General features: G+C 65.5%; 16 protein-coding genes. 14 read left to right on the top strand and 2 right to left on the bottom strand.

Translation table 11 applies throughout. The features are described 5' to 3' along the window. Positions 1–102 precede the first annotated feature (102 nt). A complete protein-coding gene (locus DSM43276_RS09785) occupies positions 103–972 on the bottom strand; it encodes a LysR substrate-binding domain-containing protein (RefSeq protein ID WP_078330583.1) in 870 nt (289 codons plus the stop codon). 59 nt (positions 973–1,031) lie between these two features. Between DSM43276_RS09785 and DSM43276_RS09780 the strand changes: the two genes are divergently transcribed. Both DSM43276_RS09780 and DSM43276_RS09775 read left to right on the top strand, forming a co-directional pair. Beyond that, positions 1,032–2,189, top strand: coding sequence for an FAD-dependent monooxygenase (locus tag DSM43276_RS09780; protein ID WP_078330582.1), 1,158 nt, complete (start codon positions 1,032–1,034; stop codon positions 2,187–2,189). A gap of 100 nt (positions 2,190–2,289) precedes the next feature. Then, positions 2,290–2,616 carry an SDR family NAD(P)-dependent oxidoreductase gene (locus tag DSM43276_RS09775; protein WP_078330581.1) on the top strand — a complete coding sequence of 109 codons (327 nt, stop codon included), beginning with the start codon at positions 2,290–2,292 and terminating at the stop codon, positions 2,614–2,616. Positions 2,617–2,662: 46 nt separating this feature from the next. On the opposite strand, the gene DSM43276_RS09770 is transcribed toward DSM43276_RS09775, so the two are convergent. Then, positions 2,663–3,376, bottom strand: coding sequence for a siderophore-interacting protein (locus tag DSM43276_RS09770; protein ID WP_078330580.1), 714 nt, complete (start codon positions 3,374–3,376; stop codon positions 2,663–2,665). Positions 3,377–3,778: 402 nt separating this feature from the next. Between DSM43276_RS09770 and eccA the strand changes: the two genes are divergently transcribed. The 12 genes from eccA (at position 3,779) to DSM43276_RS09710 (ending at position 20,357) form a co-directional block, all read left to right on the top strand. Next, positions 3,779–5,641: a type VII secretion AAA-ATPase EccA gene (gene eccA / locus DSM43276_RS09765; RefSeq protein WP_078330579.1), complete on the top strand. Its 1,863-nt coding sequence runs from the start codon at positions 3,779–3,781 to the stop codon at positions 5,639–5,641. Continuing rightward, the gene (gene eccB, locus DSM43276_RS09760; RefSeq protein WP_078330578.1) at positions 5,638–7,182 is read left to right on the top strand and encodes a type VII secretion protein EccB; all 1,545 of its coding nucleotides are present in this window, start codon (positions 5,638–5,640) and stop codon (positions 7,180–7,182) included. The genes eccA and eccB overlap by 4 nt, the downstream gene beginning before the upstream one ends. Then, on the top strand, positions 7,179–11,210 hold the full coding sequence (gene eccCa / locus DSM43276_RS09755; RefSeq protein ID WP_078330577.1) for a type VII secretion protein EccCa: 4,032 nt from the start codon (positions 7,179–7,181) through the stop codon (positions 11,208–11,210). The genes eccB and eccCa overlap by 4 nt, the downstream gene beginning before the upstream one ends. After that, positions 11,207–11,515, top strand: coding sequence for a PE family protein (locus DSM43276_RS09750; protein ID WP_078330576.1), 309 nt, complete (start codon positions 11,207–11,209; stop codon positions 11,513–11,515). Before eccCa ends, DSM43276_RS09750 begins: the two co-directional genes overlap by 4 nt. A 4-nt stretch (positions 11,516–11,519) precedes the next feature. Next, the gene (locus DSM43276_RS09745) at positions 11,520–13,067 is read left to right on the top strand and encodes a PPE domain-containing protein (RefSeq protein WP_136629027.1); all 1,548 of its coding nucleotides are present in this window, start codon (positions 11,520–11,522) and stop codon (positions 13,065–13,067) included. A 46-nt stretch (positions 13,068–13,113) separates the two neighbouring features. Next, positions 13,114–13,407 carry a type VII secretion protein EsxS gene (locus tag DSM43276_RS09740; protein ID WP_078324150.1) on the top strand — a complete coding sequence of 98 codons (294 nt, stop codon included), beginning with the start codon at positions 13,114–13,116 and terminating at the stop codon, positions 13,405–13,407. A gap of 21 nt (positions 13,408–13,428) precedes the next feature. After that, the gene (locus DSM43276_RS09735) at positions 13,429–13,719 is read left to right on the top strand and encodes a WXG100 family type VII secretion target (RefSeq protein ID WP_078291808.1); all 291 of its coding nucleotides are present in this window, start codon (positions 13,429–13,431) and stop codon (positions 13,717–13,719) included. A 32-nt stretch (positions 13,720–13,751) separates the two neighbouring features. After that, entirely contained in the window at positions 13,752–14,615 is an 864-nt protein-coding gene (locus tag DSM43276_RS09730) for an ESX secretion-associated protein EspG (RefSeq protein WP_078331622.1), read from the top strand. 65 nt (positions 14,616–14,680) lie between these two features. Continuing rightward, a complete protein-coding gene (gene eccD / locus DSM43276_RS09725) occupies positions 14,681–16,066 on the top strand; it encodes a type VII secretion integral membrane protein EccD (RefSeq protein WP_078331621.1) in 1,386 nt (461 codons plus the stop codon). Further along, positions 16,063–17,421, top strand: coding sequence for a type VII secretion-associated serine protease mycosin (gene mycP, locus DSM43276_RS09720; protein ID WP_136629025.1), 1,359 nt, complete (start codon positions 16,063–16,065; stop codon positions 17,419–17,421). The genes eccD and mycP overlap by 4 nt, the downstream gene beginning before the upstream one ends. A 25-nt stretch (positions 17,422–17,446) precedes the next feature. Continuing rightward, complete coding sequence (gene eccE, locus DSM43276_RS09715; RefSeq protein ID WP_078329092.1) at positions 17,447–18,400, top strand: type VII secretion protein EccE; 954 nt, start codon at positions 17,447–17,449, stop codon at positions 18,398–18,400. A 70-nt stretch (positions 18,401–18,470) separates the two neighbouring features. Next, positions 18,471–20,357 carry a CocE/NonD family hydrolase gene (locus DSM43276_RS09710; protein WP_078329076.1) on the top strand — a complete coding sequence of 629 codons (1,887 nt, stop codon included), beginning with the start codon at positions 18,471–18,473 and terminating at the stop codon, positions 20,355–20,357. The last annotated feature ends 1 nt before the right edge of the window (position 20,358 follow it).

Below are 20,358 nucleotides of genomic sequence, written 5' to 3'. Positions count from 1 at the left end.
GGTCCCCACCCCACTCCTACCTGCTACGCACCGTCGGATGTCTGCCATTGCGCCACCGCCGCGCGACGACCGGGATTGGATTCAAGGTGATCGGAACGGCCGTCAGAGAACGGCCCGGGCCCGGTCCAGGAAGGTGCGTGCCGCCGGACCCGCCGGGCCACCGAGGCGCCACGCCAGCGCGAGTCGGCCCCGTAACGCCGGTTGGATATCCACCGCCACCACGCCCGGCCGGGTCCGTAGGTATGGAGCGGGCACGACCGCCACACCAAGCCCCTGTTCGACAAGGACCAGTAGCGACCGCGGCGAGCTTGCTTCGAACGCCACATTCGGAGTGAGCCCCGCCGCCTGGCACGCGGTTTCCAGAATCGCCCTGATACCGCTGCCCGTCGGCAGGCAGATCAGGATGCGCTCACAGAGCATCTCCAGCGTCACCGTGCGCCGTTTCGCCAGCGGATCAGCGGCCGCAACCGCGGCCACCAGAGGTTGATCGTCGATGATGCGCAGCCCCACCCCCTCCGGTTCCCCCGCCCCCAGCGCGACGATGGCGCCGTCCAGTCGACCCTCCCGCAGCGCGGTGATGAGCTCGTCCGATCTGGCTTCGGCAAGGGTGATGCTGATCGCGGGGTGGTCGCGATGGAATGCCGAGAGGAGCGCGGGCAGATCGGCGCCGTGGGAGGTGACGGTGCCGAATGCGATATGTCCGCGCAGCAGTCCCCCGATCTCGTCCGCCGCCTCACGGATTCCGTCAACCGCGGCGAGAGCGGCTCGCGCATAGGGAATTACCGCTTTGCCCGCATCGGTAAGCCGGACTTGGCGGCCCGACCGGTCGAACAGTTCTTGCCCCAGCTCTCGTTCCAGAAGGCGGATTTGGGCACTCACCCCCGGTTGCGCGACATGGAGGAAGGCGGCCGCCCTGGTGAAACTCGCCGCATCCGCCACCGCCAGCAGGTATCGGAGCTGATGCATCTCCATAAGCGTCGATTATAGAACTGTGAATGGATAGATCTTGGACTTCTGAACGCCATCGGCCGATGCTGAATGCCATGAGCGAGAACACGACACCCATAGCGATTGCCGGGGCCGGTATCGGCGGGCTCACCACAGCCCTGACACTGCATGCCGCCGGCTTCGACGTCACGGTGCTGGAGAGCGCACACGAGGTCAGACCGCTGGGCGTCGGCATCAACATGCTTCCGCATGCCGTGGGCGTCCTCACCGAACTCGGACTGGGCGACGAGCTGGCCAGTATGGGCATAGCCACCACAGAGATCCGATTCTGCGATAAGCACGGCACCGTCCTGTACACCGAGCCGCGGGGACTCGTGGGCGACTACCCACACCCACAGATCTCGGTGCATCGCGGTCGTCTACAACTCATGCTGCTCGATGCGGTCAGGGAACGCGTTGGTCCACAAGCGATTCGGACAGCCTGCCGGGTTCTCGGGTTCGAGAGCAACGAGGCTGGTGTCCGCGTACGCACAGCTGACAGCGATTTTGCGGCCACCGTTCTGGTGGGCGCCGACGGCGTGAAATCAGCGATACGCGCACAATTGCATCCGGTGGATCCATTGCGCTGGTCGGGCGTGCGAATGTGGCGCGGCACAGCCGATATCGGCCGTTTCCTCACGGGCAAGACCATGGTCGCCGCGCACGACGACACCGATCACGAACTCATCGCCTACCCGATCAGCGCGCACACCGTGAACTGGGTGGCGCTCGCACGCACCAATCCCGCCGGGGAACTCCCCGCCGGCGCACGGTGGAATGACTCCGTCACCGCCGATGAGGTGCTGGACCACTTCCCCGGCTGGGACTTCGGGTGGCTGGATATCGACACCATGGTGCGCAGCACCGCACGCATCGTCGAGTACCCGATGGTGGACCGCGACCCGCTGCCCGCGTGGGGCCGGGGCCGCGTCACCCTGCTGGGCGATGCCGCACATCCCATGTATCCACTGGGAGCCAACGGTGGTTCACAGTCCGTCCTCGACGCCCGGGTGTTGGCGCACGCGCTGTCGGAATCCGCCGACGATCTCGCACGCGGGTTGGCCTCCTATGAGGCCCGGCGGATCCAGGCGACACGCGATGTGGTGCTGGCCAACCGCGCGATGCTGCGGTCCTGGGGCGAGGAGTCTGCGGAGGGCCTGAAAGAGGCGGCGCGGTCATATCGGCAGCGCACAAGAGCCTGACCCGCCGACTCGGCGTGAATGGAACCAACAGTAGAGGTCATCCAAGCAATCCACATGGCGCTCACATCCGGGCCCCAGGAATCGCTGGCTCAATAGGTACATGCACCACAACCCAGCCTCCGGCACCGACGACTCGGCACCCGACGTTATCGTCGTCCTCAATGCCGACGACCCCAGCGGACGTGAGATCGTCCGGATTCTGGTGCGCAACGGACATCGGGTCGTCGTCTGCGGCAGACACGCCACCGATCTGACGAGGATGCTCCATGGCTACGGGGCAGATCAGGTCATGGCGATCGCCGCCGATACCAGCGACCCGCGTCAGCTACGTGAACTCTGCCGACGTGCCACGGACCGGTTCGGCACCGTCACCACCATTCTGGACGCTGCGGGTAGGCAGATGCCGCGACTGCGGCTCGCCTCGTAGCAGGAATCGACCATTCCGTCAGGCCGTTTCCCCGGGGCCGTCTCCGTTAGGCCATCCAGTAGGCCTGGGCCTTGATCGACCTGCGCGGGATGCCGTAGTGATCCTTAAGGATGCGCGAGACCTCGCGCGTGGTCCGGGTATCGCATGCCACCCACCCGAAGAACTCGGGAGCATCGAAGGCTGCCTCACGTACGACATCGGCGAGTGAACGTTCGCCATGGCGATTTACCCAGACCACACCCGCACTGACCGGCAGTGTCGTGTCGCTCTCGTGCGCGGCCTCCAAAAACACCGTGGCCGGGCTGTCCCCGATCGCCGCCAGCAGGGAGTTGATCGCGGGCAGGGATGCGGTATCACCGACGATGACGTATCCACGGGGAGCCGGATCGGGCAGCTCGAAGTGACTGCCCAGCACCGTTGCCTCGATGGTGTCGCCCACCTGGGCGGACTGTGCCCAACGAGCTGCGAGCCCGTCGTGCAGCGCGAACTCGATATCGACGGTATCGGCCTGCGGATCGGGGTTGACCAGCGTGTATCCGCGCTGGTGCAACTTCTCCCCCTCCGCGAACCACAACCGGATCCACATGGTCGGATGTACGTCACGGCCCTGCAGCAGGCCGCCCGCCGAGAAGCTGAGCCTCAGATAGTGATCGGTCAGCTCGCGCCGACCGGTCAAAGTTAGCTGGTGGTCGCCGGCCCGGAACAATTTGAGAACCGCGCCCTGCCATCCACGTGTCGGTTGCGTCACTGTGTTCGGCATTACACCCTCCTCGATTCGCTGACCTCACTTTTAGCGTAGGCTACCCTAACTATCCTGAGCTTCATAAGGCTAGGGTTAGCTATCGACACTTAGGTAAGGGAATGCTAATCTCTTGCCGAGCAAGCAACGGTGCCAGGAATAAAGGCGGTAGATGAGTACTCGCGAACGAGTTGATCAACTCGAACGCCCGGTTGTGTCGGCGGTCACACCACGACGCCGTGCCGTTGACCGTCACGCCGGTCTAGCCATGCCCTCTGGATTGGGGAACGTCCGAGGCGATGCGGGCGACCTATGACAGATTCGCCGGGCTGGCAACAGAGCATCGTCAGGAACCAATCACGTTCGCGAGCCGACTACTCCAATCAGCGAGCATACCGATCGGGCGAAGGGCTGTAACTGTAAGTGGATATTCGTGAACGAGTGGGCCAGCTAGAGCGTGTGGCCACGGCAACAGCTCCGGCGCCGCGCATAGATCCTGAATTAGAGAGCCGATTCGCAACCTGTTGCCGGGCCCTTGGTCTCTCCGTCAATGACAGGCGACGGCCCGCTGATTTGCCAGCGGCGCGTTACGGCTTCACTTCGCTGTGCCGAACCGCCCAGGATCACTGTGATGTCTGGGTCGGTCTGGCAGCCTCAGGGGGCGCCACCATCGACGTCCTGGAAGCCATTTCGGAGACTTCGGCCACCGCCGGGCACCTTCAGCACGCGGTGAACCTGCACCCGGGTGATCTCACCTTCGCCTACGACTCCGGGCTCTACCTTGAGTTTCGCGCCAGTGGACCCGATGACTATCACCTCGCCTACGCGGCGGCCCTCGTGGACAAGGGTGACTACGTCAAGGCCGCCGAGCTGATCGCCGACGTGACCGAGCGACGCCCCGGATGGTTCAACGCCCGCTGGGCCGCTGTCGCCATGCAGAACCGGGCCGAGCGCTGGGCCGATGTCGTCTCGCTGCTGACCCCCGTGGTCACCGACGCCTCACTGGAGGCCACCACATCTCACGCCGTGCGGATCACCCTGGGCATCGCGCTCGCCAAGCTCGGCATGGTCAATCCCGCCCTGTCCTACCTCGAAGACCCCAGTGGGCCAATCGAAGTGGCCACCACCGACGGCGCACTCGCCAAGGCGCTGAACCTTCGTCACCATGGTGACGAAGAGACCGCGACCGAGGTGCTCCAGGATCTGTACGCGGGCAATCCAGAGAACAGCGAGATCGAGCACGCGCTGACCGATCCGAGCGTTGGTCTGCACACCACGACCTCCGCGCGCATCGCCGCCCGCACCGATCCCTGGGATCCCGAAACCGAGCCCACCGAAGAGGATTTCATCGATCCTGAGGCTCACGAGCGCAAGGCGATCCTGCTGGCCGAGGCCGAGCAGCAGCTCAGCGAGTTCATCGGCCTAGAGCAGGTGAAAGACCAGGTCTCACGGCTCAAGAGCTCCGTGGCCATGGCATTGCGGCGCCAGGACCGGGGACTCGCCGTCGGCCACCGCACTCACCACCTGGTGTTCGCGGGCCCTCCCGGCACCGGTAAGACCACCATCGCCCGTGTCGTCGCCAAAATCTATTGCGGGTTGGGACTTCTCAAGCGCGAGAATGTCCGCGAGGTGCACCGTGCCGACCTCATCGGTCAGCACATCGGTGAGACCGAGGCCAAGACCAACGCCGTCATCGACAGCGCACTCGACGGCGTCCTGTTCCTCGACGAGGCCTACGCGCTGGTGTCCACCGGCGCCAAGAACGACTTCGGCCTGGTTGCCATCGACACGCTGCTGGCCCGGATGGAGAACGACCGTGACCGTTTGGTCGTGATTGTCGCCGGGTACCGCGCCGAGCTGGACCAGTTCCTCGACACCAACGAGGGTCTGCGCTCCCGTTTCACTCGATCCATCGAATTCCCTTCGTACGCACCGCCCGAACTCGTCGAGATTGCGGCGGCAATGGCATCCGTGCGCGACAGCAAGTTCGACGAGGGTGCCGCCCGCGAGCTGCTCACCGCCTTCTCGGCGATGTGTGCGGCAGAGGCTCCCGATACTCGTGGTATCGCACGCCGCAGCATCGACGTCGCCGGTAACGGTCGCTTCGTCCGTAACGTCGTCGAACGCTCCGAGGAGGAACGTGAACACCGCCTTGATAACTCAGGCGCCGAAGAGTTCAGCGATGACGACCTCATGACCGTCACCGTCGAAGACGTCCAGGCATCAGTCGAGGCCATCGTCGCCGGCCTCGGACTGTCGGCTCCCGGGGTGTCGGTCAAGAAATGAGCGATAACCGAGAGAACAACGCAAACTCCGAGCGCCGGGCCTTCACGTCACGCACCCCGGCCAGCGAGAATTCCGAACCGCTGAAGTACCGCCGTGGATTTGTCACCGGGCACCAGGTCACCGGATGGCGATTTGTCATGCGTCGCATCGCATCCGGCGTGGCACTGCACGACGCCCGGATGCTGGTGGATCCGCTGCGCAGCCAATCCCGGGCATTCAGCATGGGTGCCGTCATCGTCGTCACCGGCCTGATCGGGTGCTTCGTCTTCAGCCTGCTGCGGCCGTCCGGTATCGCCGGAACCGATCCGGTGCTCGCCGACCGGTCGACCGCCGCGCTCTACGTGCGGGTGGGTGACAACCTGCACCCGGTGCTCAACCTCACGTCGGCCCGTCTCATCGCCGGCAAGGCTGTGGATCCGACGATGGTGAAAAGCACTCAACTTGACCAGTTTCCGCGCGGAAACCTGATCGGCATTCCGGGTGCACCGGAGCGCATGGTGCAGGCCAAAAGCACCGACGCCGCTTGGGCGGTGTGTGAGTCCGCCGATACCCGTACCGTGACCGTGATCGCCGGGGCCCTGGACACCAGCGGTGACAAGGCCACCGAACTCACCCGTGACCGCGCTGTCGTGGTGTCCTCCGACTCAGGCACCTGGCTGCTCTGGGACGGGCACCGCAGCGCGCTCGACCTCGGAGATATCGCCGTCACGAGCGCCCTGGGCCTCACTGCGCCGCCTGCCGTGCGGCCCGTGACGACCAGCCTGCTCAACGCCATTCCCGAGACTCCGGCACTCGTGGTTCCCTCCATCCAGGGAGCTGGGACGCCTACCGCCTATCCGTTGCCCGTGGCAGCGCCCATCGGCTCGGTGCTGGTGAGCTCCTCCACCGACAACACTCCGGTGTACTACGCGGTGCTGACCGATGGCGTGCAACAGGTTTCACCCGTGATCGCCTCGGCGCTGCGCAACGCGAACTCGTACGGTCTGGAACAACCGCCGCGACTGACGGCCGATCAGGTCGCGCACTTGCCGACATCGTCTGCGATCGACACCAGAGTGTTCCCCAGCGCCGCCATCAAGCCGCTGGCAGCCAATGAGGATCCGGTGCTGTGCACACGGTTCACCAAGACGGCCGACGCTGCCTCGGATTCGTGGTCGCTGCTCGCGGGTTCGATACTGCCCCTTTCTGATTCGGTGCACGCCGTGCAGCTGATCTCCCCTGCCGCGACCCGGGTCGCCATCACCCCAGGCATCGGCTACCTGGTGCAACCGGGCGGCCGCGGCGGATATCAGTGGATATCTGATACCGGTGTGCGTTACGGCATCGACACCGAGGCCGAGGGTGACAAGACCCTTGAGGCACTCGGCCTGCACAAGCCCGCACTCACCATCCCTTCGTCGATTCTGGATCTGTTCGCGTCCGGGCCGTCACTCTCGCGCTCCGACGCCCTGCTGGCGCACGACAGCCTGGCCCCGAGCGATCGCCAGGCCGCGCGCATCCAGACCGATAACCCATCTGCTCAGGCACAGGAGTCCCGTTGAGCCGTCTCATCTTCGAACCCCATCGGCGTGTAGCGCCTCCGGCGATACCCGATGCCACGGTGACCGTCGAGGCGCCTCCGCAGTTGCCCCGCGTGGTGCCGCCGTCGTTCCTACGGCGCGCTATGCCGGTCGTGATCGTCATCCTGATCGTCGGCATGGTGGTTGCACTGGTCGCCTCGGGCATCCGCCTCATCTCCCCGCAGACGCTCTTCTTCCCCTTTGTGCTGCTGCTGGCCGCTACCGCGCTGTATCGCGGAAATGGCGATAAGGTCCGCACCGAGGAGGTCGACGCCGAACGGGCCGACTATCTGCGGTATCTGTCGGTGGTCCGCGAAAATTTGCGCACCCACGCCTCGCAGCAGCGCAAGGCCCTGGAATGGTCGCACCCGGATCCCGAGGAGCTGACCACCCTTCCCGGCACGCGCCGCCAGTGGGAGCGGGATCCAGGTGATGACGACTACCTGGTGGTACGCGCCGGACGTCATGATGTTCCGCTGGTCAGTGCCGTACGGGTCAAGGACATCGCCGACGAGATCGATCTGGAACCGGTGAGCCACAGCGCTTTGCGTGGGCTACTGGACACCCAGCGCACAGTGCGCAGCGCACCATTGGGCATCGACCTGAACAAGGTTTCACGCATCACAGTGCTCGGTGATGACGATATTGTCCGCGCCTCCATCCGGTCGTGGGTGACTCAAGCTGTCACGTTCCACGATCCGACGCTGCTGACCGTGGCGATGGCCGGCCCCAGTGTCGAAGACGCCGAGTGGTCCTGGCTCAAATGGCTTCCCCACGTGGACATCAGCGGCGAGGTCGACGGTGTCGGCCCGGCACGTTACCTGCGCCGCACAGGTGCCGAGCTCTTCGAGGCATTGAAGCCCGTGCTCTCCGAGCGTGCGCTGTTCGGGGCCGAATCCGGTGCGCACAAGCACCTGCTGATCATTCTCGATGACCCGACATACGACCTGGGCGGCGTGAATTCGCCTATCCCGGCGACCGGATTGGACGGCGTCACCGTTATCCAGCGGCTCGACGGAACCGACGTTTCCTCCAAGCTTCCGGAGTACCTGAACCCAGAACGTCCTGTGTTGCAGGTCAATCGGAACGGTGTGAGCGCACGCATCGCCCGGTGGAATGGCAACGATTGGCAGCCGTATATCGACGAGGCCGATCAGCTCACGGTCGGAACCGCCTCGCACGTCTCGCGTCGGCTCTCCCGTTGGGACTCAAACCCGACGCATCCGGGGCTGCGGTCGGCCGCAACCGGTGGTGCGACCTTCACCTCGCTGCTCGGTATCGAGGATGCTTCCCAGTTGGACGTTCCGGCCCTATGGTCGCCGCGTTCGCGTGATGAGGAGCTGCGCGTGCCGATCGGCGTGACCGCCTCCGGCGAGCCGCTGATGTTCGATCTCAAGGACGAGGCCGAGGGCGGTATGGGGCCGCACGGCCTGATGATCGGTATGACCGGCTCCGGCAAGTCTCAGAGCCTGATGTCGATTCTGTTGTCGCTCTTGACGACCCATTCCGCTGATCGCCTGATCGTGATCTACGCGGACTTCAAGGGTGAGGCGGGGGCCGATATCTTCCGCGACTTCCCGCAGGTTGTCGCCGTGATCTCGAACATGGCCGAAAAACGTTCCTTGGCAGATCGTTTTGCCGATACTTTGCGTGGCGAGGTGGCCCGGCGCGAGAACCTGCTGAAGCAAGCTGGTCGCGATGTGCAGGGCAGCGCCTTCAACTCGGTCCGCGAGTATGAGGAAGCGATCGCCGCCGGTCACGACCTGCCGCCTATCCCCACGTTGTTCGTGGTGGCCGACGAGTTCACCTTGATGCTCCAGGACCACCCGGAGTACGCCGAACTGTTCGACTACGTGGCACGCAAGGGCCGCTCGTTCCGCATCCACATCCTGTTCGCGTCACAGACCCTCGACGTCGGCAGGATCAAGGACATCGACAAGAACACCTCGTACCGCATCGGTCTGAAGGTGGCCAGTCCCAGCTCATCTCGGCAGATCATCGGGACCGAGGACGCCTATCACATCGAATCGGGCAAGGACCACAAGGGCGTTGGGTTCCTGGTGCCCGCACCCGGTGCTGTGCCCATCAAGTTCCGCAGCACCTATGTCGACGGTGTCTACGAGCCGCCGTCAACAACAACCACCGTGGAGATCCACGCCACACCACAGCCCAGGCAGTTCACCGCGCTGCCGGTGGCCTCCGATCCCACCACGGTGATCGTCAAGGGTGGATCCGACCGGCCGCGGCAGCCGGCGCGCAAGCTGGTCTCGACCGTCGGCGACCAGCTCGCCAAGGTGGGTCCGCGTGCACCGCAGCTATGGCTGCCGCCGCTGGACACGGCGATCCCGTTGGCGGATGTGCTGAGCCAGACCGGGATCCCGGCACGCCAGCTGCGCTGGCCGCTCGGCGAGATCGACAAGCCGTTCCAGATGCGCCGCGATCCGCTGATCTTCGATGCGACATCGGCAGCCGGAAACGCGATCATTCACGGTGGCCCGAAGTCCGGGAAGTCGACAGCTCTGCAGACCTTCATGCTGTCGGCCGCCGCGTTGCACTCCCCGCGCGATGTCACGTTCTACTGCATCGACTACGGCGGCGGTCAACTGCACGCGCTCGAAGGGTTGGCGCACGTCGGCAGCGTGGCCAGCGCGTTGGAGCCCGAGCGCATCCGCCGCACCTTCGGTGAGCTCGAGCAGCTCCTGGCCTATCGCCAGCGTCTGTTCCGTGACCGCGGCATCGCCTCAGTGAGTCAACTGCGCGCGCTGCGCGACAGTGATCGGTCGCTGGACGACGGCTATGGCGAGACGTTCCTGCTCGTGGACAACCTGTACGCGTTCAGTCGCGACAACACCGACCAGTTCAACACCCGAAACCCGTTGCTGGCCAGGCTTACCGAGCTGGCCAACGCCGGACTGTCGTACGGCATCCACGTCGTGATCACGACACCGAACTGGATCGAGGTGCCGCTGGCGATGCGCGATGCTCTCGGGCTGCGCCTCGAACTCAAGCTGCATGACTCGGCGGACAGCAATGTGCGGGTACCCGGCGCGCTGCGCCGCCCCGCCGAGAGTGTGCCGCACGATCAGCCGGGCCGCGGCCTGACCATGCAAGCAGAGCACTTCCTGTTCGCAGCCTCCGATGCCAAGACAGTGGAGTCTGTCAACGCCGAGTACCCCGGTACGAAGGCGCCCGCAGTTCGCCTGCTGCCGGCCGACCTGGCACCGAACGCCATCGGCCCGCTGTACCCGGGACGCGAACAGGTGGTCATCGGACAGCGCGAGCAAGATCTGGCACCGGTGGCGCTGGACTTCGCCCACAACCCACTGCTGATGGTGTTGGGCGATACCGGGTCTGGCAAGACGACGCTGCTGCGACACATCATCCGCACCGTCCGGGAACACTCGACACCCGAGGAGGTGGCGTTCACGGTTCTGGATCGGCGTCTACATCTCGTCGACGAACCACTGTTCCCGGACAACGAGTACACCCCCAATATCGATCGGATCACCCCGGCGATGCTGGGCCTCGGCGCGCTTCTGGAAAAGCGTCGGCCACCCGCCGGCTTGTCTTCCGAGGAACTGCACAACTGGGTGTCACGCGGAGTGACAGCACAGCGGCATTACCTCATCATCGATGATGTCGATCAGATTCCCGATGCGCCGGCCGTCAGCGGTCCGTACATCGGGCAGCGACCCTGGAATCCGATCTCGGGTCTGCTCGCCGAGGCGCGTGAGCTCGGACTCCGGGTGATCATCACCGCGCGGGCCACCGGTTCGGGTCACATACTGATGACCAACCCCATGTTGCGTCGCTTCCACGAACTGCAGGCCAACACCCTGATGCTCAGCGGTAGCCCACAGGATGGGGGCCGCATCCGCGGACATCGTTTCGAGCGTCTGCCGGCGGGCCGCGGAGTCCTGTTGTCAGATAGTGATGTTCCGACATATGTACAGACCGTCAATCCACTCGTCAATGAGCATGCTGCTCAAGGAAGGGAGTACCCGCGATGAATCTCAACGTCGTTCCGGAAGGTCTGACCGCCACGAGTGCGGCCGTGGAGGCACTCACCGCACGGCTGGCTGCCGCACATGCCGCGGCAGCGCCGGTGATCGGTGCCGTGGTTCCGCCCGCCGCCGACCCGGTGTCGTTGGAGACCGCGGCCGGTTTCAGTGCCCGCGGAATTGAGCACACCGGTGTGGCAGCCCAGGCCGTCGAAGAACTGGGGCGGGCCGGGCTGGGCGTCTCGGAGTCCGCGGCCAGTTACACCACCGGAGACATGCAGGGCGCCGCCACGTACATGATCGCGCGAGGCTAACTCTGTGAGCGCCCCCATCTGGATGGCATTCCCCCCCGAGGTCCACTCGGCGCTGTTGAGCGCCGGACCCGGGCCGGGAGCACTGTTGGCTGCTGCCACCCAGTGGCAGGCGCTCTCGGTGCAATACACCACTGCGGCAACGGAGTTGACGCAGCTACTGGCCGCCACCGGCGCCGGATCATGGCAGGGGCCCAGCGCCATCCAGTATGTCGTCAGCCACACTCCTTACCTGGCCTGGCTGACTCAGCAGAGCGCGATGAGCGCCACCAATGCCGTGCTGCATGAAACCAGCGCCGCCGCCTACACCACGGCACTGGCCGCCATGCCCACGCTGGCCGAGCTGGCCGCCAACCACATGATTCACGGCGTGCTGCTGGCCACCAATTTCTTTGGTATCAACATGATTCCGATCGCGTTGAATGAGGCCGATTACATCCGGATGTGGGTCCAGGCCGCCACCATCATGGGCGTCTACCAGGGTGTCTCCACCGCCGCCGTGATGTCGGTCCCGCCGACGCAGCCCTCGCCGATGATCATGGCGCCGGGCGGCGAGATGTCCCGGATGGCCGCCGATATGTCCGGCATGGCGGCACAGGCGCAGGCGGCCGAATCCGGTACCGCGCTGGACGATAGCGAGAGCTTCTTCGAGAAGCTGATGCGACAGATTCAGGAGTTCTTCACGAATCCCCTGAAGACAATCCAAAACATACTGAATGACTTCCTGCGCAATCCCCTTGAGGCACTCGTGGCCTGGGGCCCGCTGCTGTTCTTCATCGCCTACGAGGCGTTCTTCATCCCCTTCGGGTTCACCGCCTGGGGCATCATGCTGTCCGCACCACTGTGGCTCCCGCTGCTGCTGGTCGGACTGGCTCAGCTGATCAACCCGGTTCCGGTCGACGCCGACGTGCCCGCAGAGGAGCCCGCACCGCAAGCGGCGCAGATCGCGCGTAACTCGCCTCAGCAGCAACCGTTTGCGATGGGCGGAATGCCGGGGAGCGGCGGTACCGCAATCACAAGTGGTTCGGGAGCACCGTCGGCGCCTGCCACACCGGCCTCGTCCGCTGCGGCGGCTGCGACTCCGGCGTACATGGTGTACGCGGTGCGTGAGGATCCGCCTCCGGTGCGGTTTGGGCCGACGTTGAATGAGGGTGCCGGCGCGAAGGCGCCGGCGGCGGGGATTTCGGCGGCGGCCGCCGCGGCGGCCTCGGCGCGTTCGCGGGCGCGCCGTAAGCGTGGGGCTCGGATCAAGGATCCGGCCCCGCAGTTCATGGACATGAATTCGACGGTGGATCCGGACTTTTCCGGGCCGGCCGCACGACAGAGCGCAGCCGTCGGAGCTTCGGCGCGCGGGTCAGGCAGGCTCGGTTTCGCCGGGACAGTGCCCAGGACCACCTCCACGACCACGGCGGCCGGACTGATCGAACGCGAAGCAGCCGCCGGTGCCGTGGACGGCACCCGCACCACACCGATGCTGCCTACTACCTGGGGCACCGATGCAAACCTGGACCCCGAGGACAGCGCTGAAGGGGGGCCAGCACCTGATCGGCCATAGACAACCAGAAATCACCGACAACACAACACGATTGAGGAGATGAATAATGAGTTTGCTTGATGCACATATTCCGGCTTTGGTGGCCGCTGAGGGCACTTTCGGTGCCAAGACCGCGTTGATGCGTTCGACGATTTCGCAGGCCGAGCAGGCCGCGATGTCGGCGCAGGCCTTCCATGTCGGTGAGTCCTCGGTGGCTTTCCAGGCCGCGCACGCCCGGTTCGTGGAAGTGGCCGCCAAGGTCAACGCGCTGCTCGATATCGCCCAGATCAACCTCGGTGATGCCGCCGCCACCTACGTGGCCGAGGACGCCGCCGCCGCCAGCCGCTACATCGGCGTCTAAGACCAAGGGAGAAACACAAAAATGTCGCAGATCACGTTCAACTACCCCGCGATGCTCGCCCACGCCGGCGAGATGAACACCTACTCCGGTGTACTGACCGCCCTGGGCGCCGACCTGGCCGCCCAGCAGGCCTCCCTGCAGGCCGTCTGGCACGGCGATACCTCCATGAGCCAAGCCGCCTGGCAGGCCCAATGGAACACCGCCATGGAAGAACTCATCCGCGCCTACCGCGCCATGGGCACCACCCACGAAACCAACACCCTGTCCATGAACGCCCGCGACATGGCCGAAGGAGCCAAATGGGGCGCATAAACGCCCTTGGTGCTCCTGCATCTGATCGTGCGATGAACCAGGCCACCCGGTCGCCGGATGCCGTCGAGCTGACGGTCGACCAGGCCTGGTTCCTCGCAGACACGTTGAGCGCCGGCACCTTTCCCTGGGTGCTGGCGATCACGGTCCCCTTCCGGGATGAGACGCAGCGCGCGGGATTCAATGCTCAGCGCGTCCAGGAACTCACCCGGGTCGGCGTCCTTAACGCCGAAGGCGCGGTGGATCCCGCTGTGGCGGAATGGATCCGTACCGTGTGCCGCCCAGAACGTTGGCTCGAACTGCGATACGTCGCGGCGGGTTCGGAGAATCCGGACGTGATGCGCGGCATCATCGCCCACAGGCAATTGCAGGGTCGCCCGCAGACCGTGGTGTCACTGCGTAATGCTCACCTGATCACCTTCACCGCGGTCGACGCCGACGACCCTTCGGCACTTGTGCCCAGTGTGGTCGCGGGACTGCGATGGCGCGCACCTGCACAGTTCCCCGAGTTCACCCTGCCCACCCATGTGGGGGCAAAGGCCGACGAGCAGCTGCGTTCCGGCGCCTCGCTGGCCGATGTCGTGGGGTACCTGGGTGTCCCACCCGCCGCGCAGGCCGTGGTGGAATCGGCATTCATCGGCAACCGCAATTATGTGGAAGTGGTTGCTGGGCAACGTAATAACGCAACTCAACAGACCTCCGAGGTGGGGATCAGCGTGGTGGACACCAGCGCTGGGCGCATCCTCGTCAGCCCACGCCGCGCAGGGGACGGCACCTGGCTGTCGACCTTTGCCCCCGGAGCTCCATTCGCGATCGCGGTGGCCGTCGAGCAGTTGATGGCCACGCTCCCGGACGGGCACTGGTTCCCGGATGCCCGATTGACCCGAGACTTCGACTGATGCCGTCCCTCTAATAGTTCCCCACTGTGCTCCACCCCCCTATCGAGAGAGTCAAACGAAACACCATGTCTGACAACGCCGTGATGCCCATCGTCCGGGTAGCCGTGCTCGGTGAAGAAAAGCTGACCGAGGTCGCTTTGCCGACTCAGCTACCGATGCGCGACATCATTCCTGCGGTACACCGGATGGTGGCCCCCGATGCCACTGAGGCCACACCTCAGCGGCTGAGCCTGGCCCCGATCAACGGTGCACCGTTCAGTGCCGATGCGACCCTGGACACCGTGGGCGTCGTCGACGGAGACCTGCTCACATTGCGTCCGACTCCCGTGGGACCCGCCGCGCCCGGCATCGTCGAGGACATCGCGGATGCCGCCGTCATCTTCTCCGAATCACGCAAGCGCCCGTGGGGTGCCGAGCACATCGCGCGCGTCACCCGCCTGGGTGTCCTCGGATTGATCGTGGCGGCAACGGTTCTGGCCATCGTGCACAACGTGCGCACCGGATCGGCGCTGAGCCTTGCCGGCCTGGCCGTGGTGGCGGTCGCCGCCTCGATCGGGGCGCTGGTGGCGCACGTGCGCTCACCGCGTCTGGGCGCAGAGCTGGCGATCACCGCCCTGGCTCCCATTGCCGGTGCGCTCGCCCTTGCCATACCCGGAGATGGACTGGCCCCCCGCGCGCTCCTGGGCGCCGCTGGAGTCGCGGCGTGGTCGCTGATCTACCTGATCGTGGCGCGCCAGCAGACCGCGTTCTTCACGGCTACCACGGTGCTGTCCCTTGGCATCGCCGGTGCCGCGGGTGCCCAGATCCTCTGGCACCCATCCCTACTGGCCGTGGGTTCCGGACTGATCGTGGTGGCGCTGCTGGTCACAGTGCGTGCCGCGCAGCTGTCGGCCTTCGCCGCGCGCTTCCCGCTGCCGACCATTCCCGCGCCGGGTGACCCGACGCCTTCCGCGCCGGCGATGTCGGTTCTCAAGGACCTCCCGCGACGCGTCCAGCTGAGCGACTCGCACCAAAGCGGATTCATTGCGGGCGCTTCACTTCTGGCCATCCTGGGATCACTGGCCCTCGTTGGTGGCTCGACACCGGCAAGCCCCTGGGCCTGGTACCTGGTGGTCGCGGTGAGCGCGGGAGCGGCACTGCGTGCCCGCGTATGGGATTCGGCGGTATGCAAGGCCTGGCTGTTGGCGGTGCCGTTCGTCGTGACGTCCACACTGCTGGTGATCTTTGCCTTCGCGGGGCGTTACGCCGGCGCGCTGGTAGCACTCGCAGTGCTGGCATTCTTGGTCGCCGCACTGGCTGTCGTGGTCTTCAACCCGAAGATCGGTGAGGCAGAAACCTACTCGCTGCCCAGCCGTCGGCTCCTGGGATTCCTCGCCTCGGGGATCGACGCCTCGCTGTTGCCGGTCATCGCATACCTCACCGGGCTATTCACCTGGATCCTCAACCGATGATCCGATTCATGTCTGTGGGCGCCGTCGCCGCGATGCTGCTGGCGCTGTCTCCGATGACAGCTCCGGCCGCGTATGCGGTGACCCGTCCAGACGCTGACCCCGCTGCGCTGCCACGGGATTCGGCCCCCAGCGCTACGGCTGGCATGCAGTCCGCCGCGTGCAGCACCACCGTGTTGATGCCCGGTACGGGCACAAGCGGAAAACCGTCCCCGGAGTTCGAGGAGGCATGGCGCTTCTCTCGCGGTGAGGGTCAAAGCGTGGCCATCATCGACACCGGCGTGCAGCCGAGTTCACGGCTGCATGTCGAAGGCGGGGGCGACTACGTACAGTCCACCAACGGACTCACCGACTGCGACGGGCACGGGACCATGGTCGCGGGAATCATCGGTGCCCAGCCCGGCCCTGACGGATTCTCCGGCATCGCACCTGCGTCCAAGCTGATCTCGATTCGCCAGGAGTCTTCGAAGTTCTCCCCGCGAATCACCGGTGGCGATCCGACCACCAACGGCGCTACCCACTTTGTCAACACACTGGCCCGATCCATCGTGCACGCCGCGAATCTCGGTGCGCGCGTGATCAATATCTCGTCGGTCGTGTGCGTTCCGGCGGCCAAGCCCATCGATCAGGCCGCCCTGGGTGCCGCCCTGCGGTATGCCGTCGAGGAGAAGGACGCCGTGGTGGTCGCGGCAGCCGGCAACAGCAGCGGTGGTGGCGCCAACTGTCAACCGAACCCACTCAGCGGTTCCGGCGCCGACCCGAGGAATTGGACTGGAGTGGAATCCGTTTCGGTTCCCTCATGGTGGCAGCCGTACGTGCTATCGGTGGGATCAGTGTCCGCCGATGGCACGCCCTCGAAGTTCACGATGTCCGGCCCGTGGGTAGGCATCGCGGCAAATGGCGAGAACGTGACATCGCTGTCCAACGACGAAACGGGCGGGCTGGCCAACGGAATGGTCGGCCAGGATGGCAAGCCGCATCCCCTCTTTGGAACCAGTTACGCGACCGCCTACGTGTCTGGGGTCGCCGCGCTGGTACGCAGCCGATTCCCCGATCTGAGCGCACACCAGGTTGTTTCGCGGCTGCAAAGGACCGCTCGTGATGCGGGCAGGTCTCCGTCAAATCTTGTGGGTACCGGAACGGTCGACCCGGTGGCCGCGCTCACCTGGGAGGTCCCCGCGGATGGAAGCGCGCCGGCAGGCCCCAGTGCCCGCGCCGTCGTTCCGCCGCCCCTCCCCACCCCCGAAAACCCCCTTCCCCGGCGACTCGCCTTCCTTGGCGCCGGTATATGTCTGATCGCGGTGATCGTCGTCGCCGGGCTCAGTGCACGTCGCAGACAGGAGAGCACGAGTGAGTAAGAACGTGAAGCTGTATCGCCCCCCGGTGCCGTGCACGTTGCGGCTAACCCTGGTGGCGACGTTGGTTGCCGCGGGCGCGTTCGCGCTCTACCGTCGAGACCCCGCCGACCGCTGGATCGCGATCACCGCTGGGGTGCTGGCGCTGGTGCTGCTGGTGTGGTGGCGTGGCACCTTCCTGACCGACATTCTCGGACGCTTCACGAAGATGCTGACCCGCAGGATCTCTCGGCGGTCCCCCGCGAACACCGCGCAGATTGTCGCGGCGGGAGTCGACGCGCGTTCCACGGTGGCACTCGAGCTCAAAGCGCCTGCATCCGGTGAGGAGGTACCGGTCGGGCTTCTCGCCGGGTACCTGGACCGTTACGGCATGCGCTGCTCCTCGATCCGCGTCACCACCGCCGATATCGTCGGCGCCGAGGGCAAGACCTGGGTAAGCCTGACCCTGAGCGCCGCGGACAATCTCGCCGCACTGCAGGCACGCTCTCCGCGAATCCCTTTGCGCGAGAGTGCCGATATCGTGGGGCGCCGACTCTCCGATCATCTGCGCGAGCTGGGCTGGCAGGTCAGCGCCGTCGATGTCCCCGATGCTCCGCTGCCCGCGGAGGTCAAAGAGGGATCACGGGCGGTCTCCGACGATCGCGGCTACCTGGCCGCCTACCGCGCCACGGTGAACGGCGATCTGCCGGATACCCTCGGGAACATCTGGAATGCGCCACTGCCGGAGCGCTGGACCGCTCTTGAGCTCACCGGCACCACCGACGCTCCCCAGCTGACCGTGGTGTGCGCATTACGTACGCAGGAGAAGCCGGAGTCCCGCGCACCGTGGGCCGGGCTGACACCGTGCTGGGGCGAGCACCTGCTCGTCCTGGAGGCGATGAACCCACTGTCGTCCGACACCTTCCGTGGAACCGGCACCGCGGTCACCGAAGAATTCCTCGACAGCCTCACACAGCAGGACGAGGCGCCGGCACTGGTCTGAACACGAGGGCTAGCGCACGCGGGTGCGCTAGCCCGCCGTCGTCCACAGCGGCCCTCGGTACCCTTTCGGGGTGATCGCAGGTTCGGCCAGACGTCTGGGAGTTTTCGCCGCCATTGTGGGCCTGATAATCACGGCGTGCGGCCACGAGAGTCCTGATCCCACCTCCTGGCCGCCGGCCGACCGCCGCGGCCCCTGTGCGGTCGCCAAGAAGACCGACGTTTCGGCGACCATGCGCGACGGCACGATCCTGCGCGCCGATGTCTACCGTCCCAAGCTCAAGGACCCCGTGCCGGTCATTCTGATGCGCACCCAGTACGGCAAGAGCAGCGCGCAGGTCAAGCCCTCGCGGTTCCGGACTCCTGACTGGTTCGCCTCACACTGCTATCTCGTGGTGGTACAGGATGTTCGGGGTCAAGGCGCCTCGGATGGGATATTCACCGAGTTCGGCAATGACGGTAACGACGGTTATGACACCGTCGAGTGGGCCGCCAGACTGCCCGGTTCCACCGGCAAGGTCGGGATGTACGGGTCTTCGTATGTCGGTGCCACACAATGGCTCGCCGCTACCACAGCTCCCCCGCACCTGACCACCATCGTGCCGTCCAACACCGCCTCCGACTACTACGACGGGTGGACCTACGAGGGCGGCGCATTCCGGCTCGGCTTCGTGCTGCCGTGGGCGATCGAGACGATTGCCACCACCGCAGCGAAGAACCGGGGCGATGACACGACCGTCGAACAATTGGAGGCGGCCGACAAGGAACGCGATCGCTGGCTCAATTTCCTTCCTTACCAGGATCTTCCACCGATGCAGCCGGGAAATCCCCACGTCGCGCCGTGGTATTTCGAGTGGATCCGGCATGCGACCCGCGATGACTATTGGAAGCGATGGAGCATCCGGGATCGGTACGAGAACGTGAAGGTGCCGGTGCTGCACTTCGAGGGCTGGTACGACGCCTTCCTGCGCGGCGGCCTAGAGAACTTCGCCGGCATGTCCACGCGCGGCGGGTCGCCGGAGGCGCGTCGGCACCAGCGCATTGTCATCGGCCCCTGGGACCATCTCGCCTGGGGCCGTGAAACATCAAGTCCTTCACCACTGTTGAAGGGCCTGGGGGCCGGCGCCAGCAGCCCCGTGAACGAGCTGCAACTGGCATGGTTCGACCACTTCCTCAAGGGTACCGACAATGGTGTCGCCGCCGAGTCGCCCCGCGTCGACTACTACCTGATGGGCGCCAACCGATGGAAGAGCGCCCCTTCCTGGCCACTACCGCAGACGAATTGGACCGTGTATCACTTGGGCGGTCCCGGCGCGAAGCACGATGGGAGGCTCAGCAACTCGAGCTCACTCCACGATCCGCCCGACACCTACCTCTACGACCCTGCCCATCCGGTACCAAGCGCGGGCGGACACTCCTGCTGTGCCGCGGATTCGGCCCCGGAAGGACGTTACGACCAGAGCACCGTGGAACAGCGCCCCGATGTGCTGACCTACACCAGCGAGCCGCTCACCTCCGACACCGAGGTCACCGGACCGATCAGCGTCGATCTATGGGCCTCGTCCTCGGCCCCGGACACCGACTTCACCGCGAAACTCGTTGTCGTGCAATCCGATGGTGCCGCCGTGAATCTCAACAATGGAGTTGTCCGCACCTCGCTGGCGCAATCACTATCCGAGCTGCGCCCCCTCGCGGCGGCCCAGCCGCACAGGTACCGCATCGACGTATGGCCGGTGAGCTATCAGTTCCGCGCCGGTGAGCGCATTCGACTGGAGATTTCCAGCAGCGACTTCCCGCAGTACGCGCCCAACCCCAACACGGGCGCACCATTCGGACAGAACTCCGAGCTGCACACCGCCACGCAGACGATCCTGCACGATGCGGCGCACCCGTCCACACTCACACTGCCCGTCATACCCGCAGGGGATCCGGGAACCGAACAGTTCCCGATGCCCCAGTGAT

The sequence above is a fragment of the Mycobacteroides salmoniphilum genome, assembly GCF_004924335.1.
Taxonomy (GTDB): domain Bacteria; phylum Actinomycetota; class Actinomycetes; order Mycobacteriales; family Mycobacteriaceae; genus Mycobacterium; species Mycobacterium salmoniphilum.
Note: the sequence above shows the minus strand (reverse complement) of the source record. Positions and strands in the feature narration are given on the sequence as shown.

What these genes read in the sequence shown, in the direction of transcription:
- mycP (WP_136629025.1), top strand. Translation starts at nt 16,063, where the DNA reads ATGATCCGATTCATGTCTGTGGGCGCCGTCGCCGCGATGCTGCTGGCG.
- DSM43276_RS09730 (WP_078331622.1), top strand. Translation starts at nt 13,752, where the DNA reads ATGAACCAGGCCACCCGGTCGCCGGATGCCGTCGAGCTGACGGTCGAC.
- DSM43276_RS09740 (WP_078324150.1), top strand. Translation starts at nt 13,114, where the DNA reads ATGAGTTTGCTTGATGCACATATTCCGGCTTTGGTGGCCGCTGAGGGC.
- eccB (WP_078330578.1), top strand. Translation starts at nt 5,638, where the DNA reads ATGAGCGATAACCGAGAGAACAACGCAAACTCCGAGCGCCGGGCCTTC.
- DSM43276_RS09735 (WP_078291808.1), top strand. Translation starts at nt 13,429, where the DNA reads ATGTCGCAGATCACGTTCAACTACCCCGCGATGCTCGCCCACGCCGGC.
- DSM43276_RS09750 (WP_078330576.1), top strand. Translation starts at nt 11,207, where the DNA reads ATGAATCTCAACGTCGTTCCGGAAGGTCTGACCGCCACGAGTGCGGCC.
- DSM43276_RS09785 (WP_078330583.1), bottom strand. Translation starts at nt 972, where the DNA reads ATGGAGATGCATCAGCTCCGATACCTGCTGGCGGTGGCGGATGCGGCG.
- DSM43276_RS09770 (WP_078330580.1), bottom strand. Translation starts at nt 3,376, where the DNA reads ATGCCGAACACAGTGACGCAACCGACACGTGGATGGCAGGGCGCGGTT.
- eccD (WP_078331621.1), top strand. Translation starts at nt 14,681, where the DNA reads ATGTCTGACAACGCCGTGATGCCCATCGTCCGGGTAGCCGTGCTCGGT.
- DSM43276_RS09780 (WP_078330582.1), top strand. Translation starts at nt 1,032, where the DNA reads ATGCTGAATGCCATGAGCGAGAACACGACACCCATAGCGATTGCCGGG.
- DSM43276_RS09775 (WP_078330581.1), top strand. Translation starts at nt 2,290, where the DNA reads ATGCACCACAACCCAGCCTCCGGCACCGACGACTCGGCACCCGACGTT.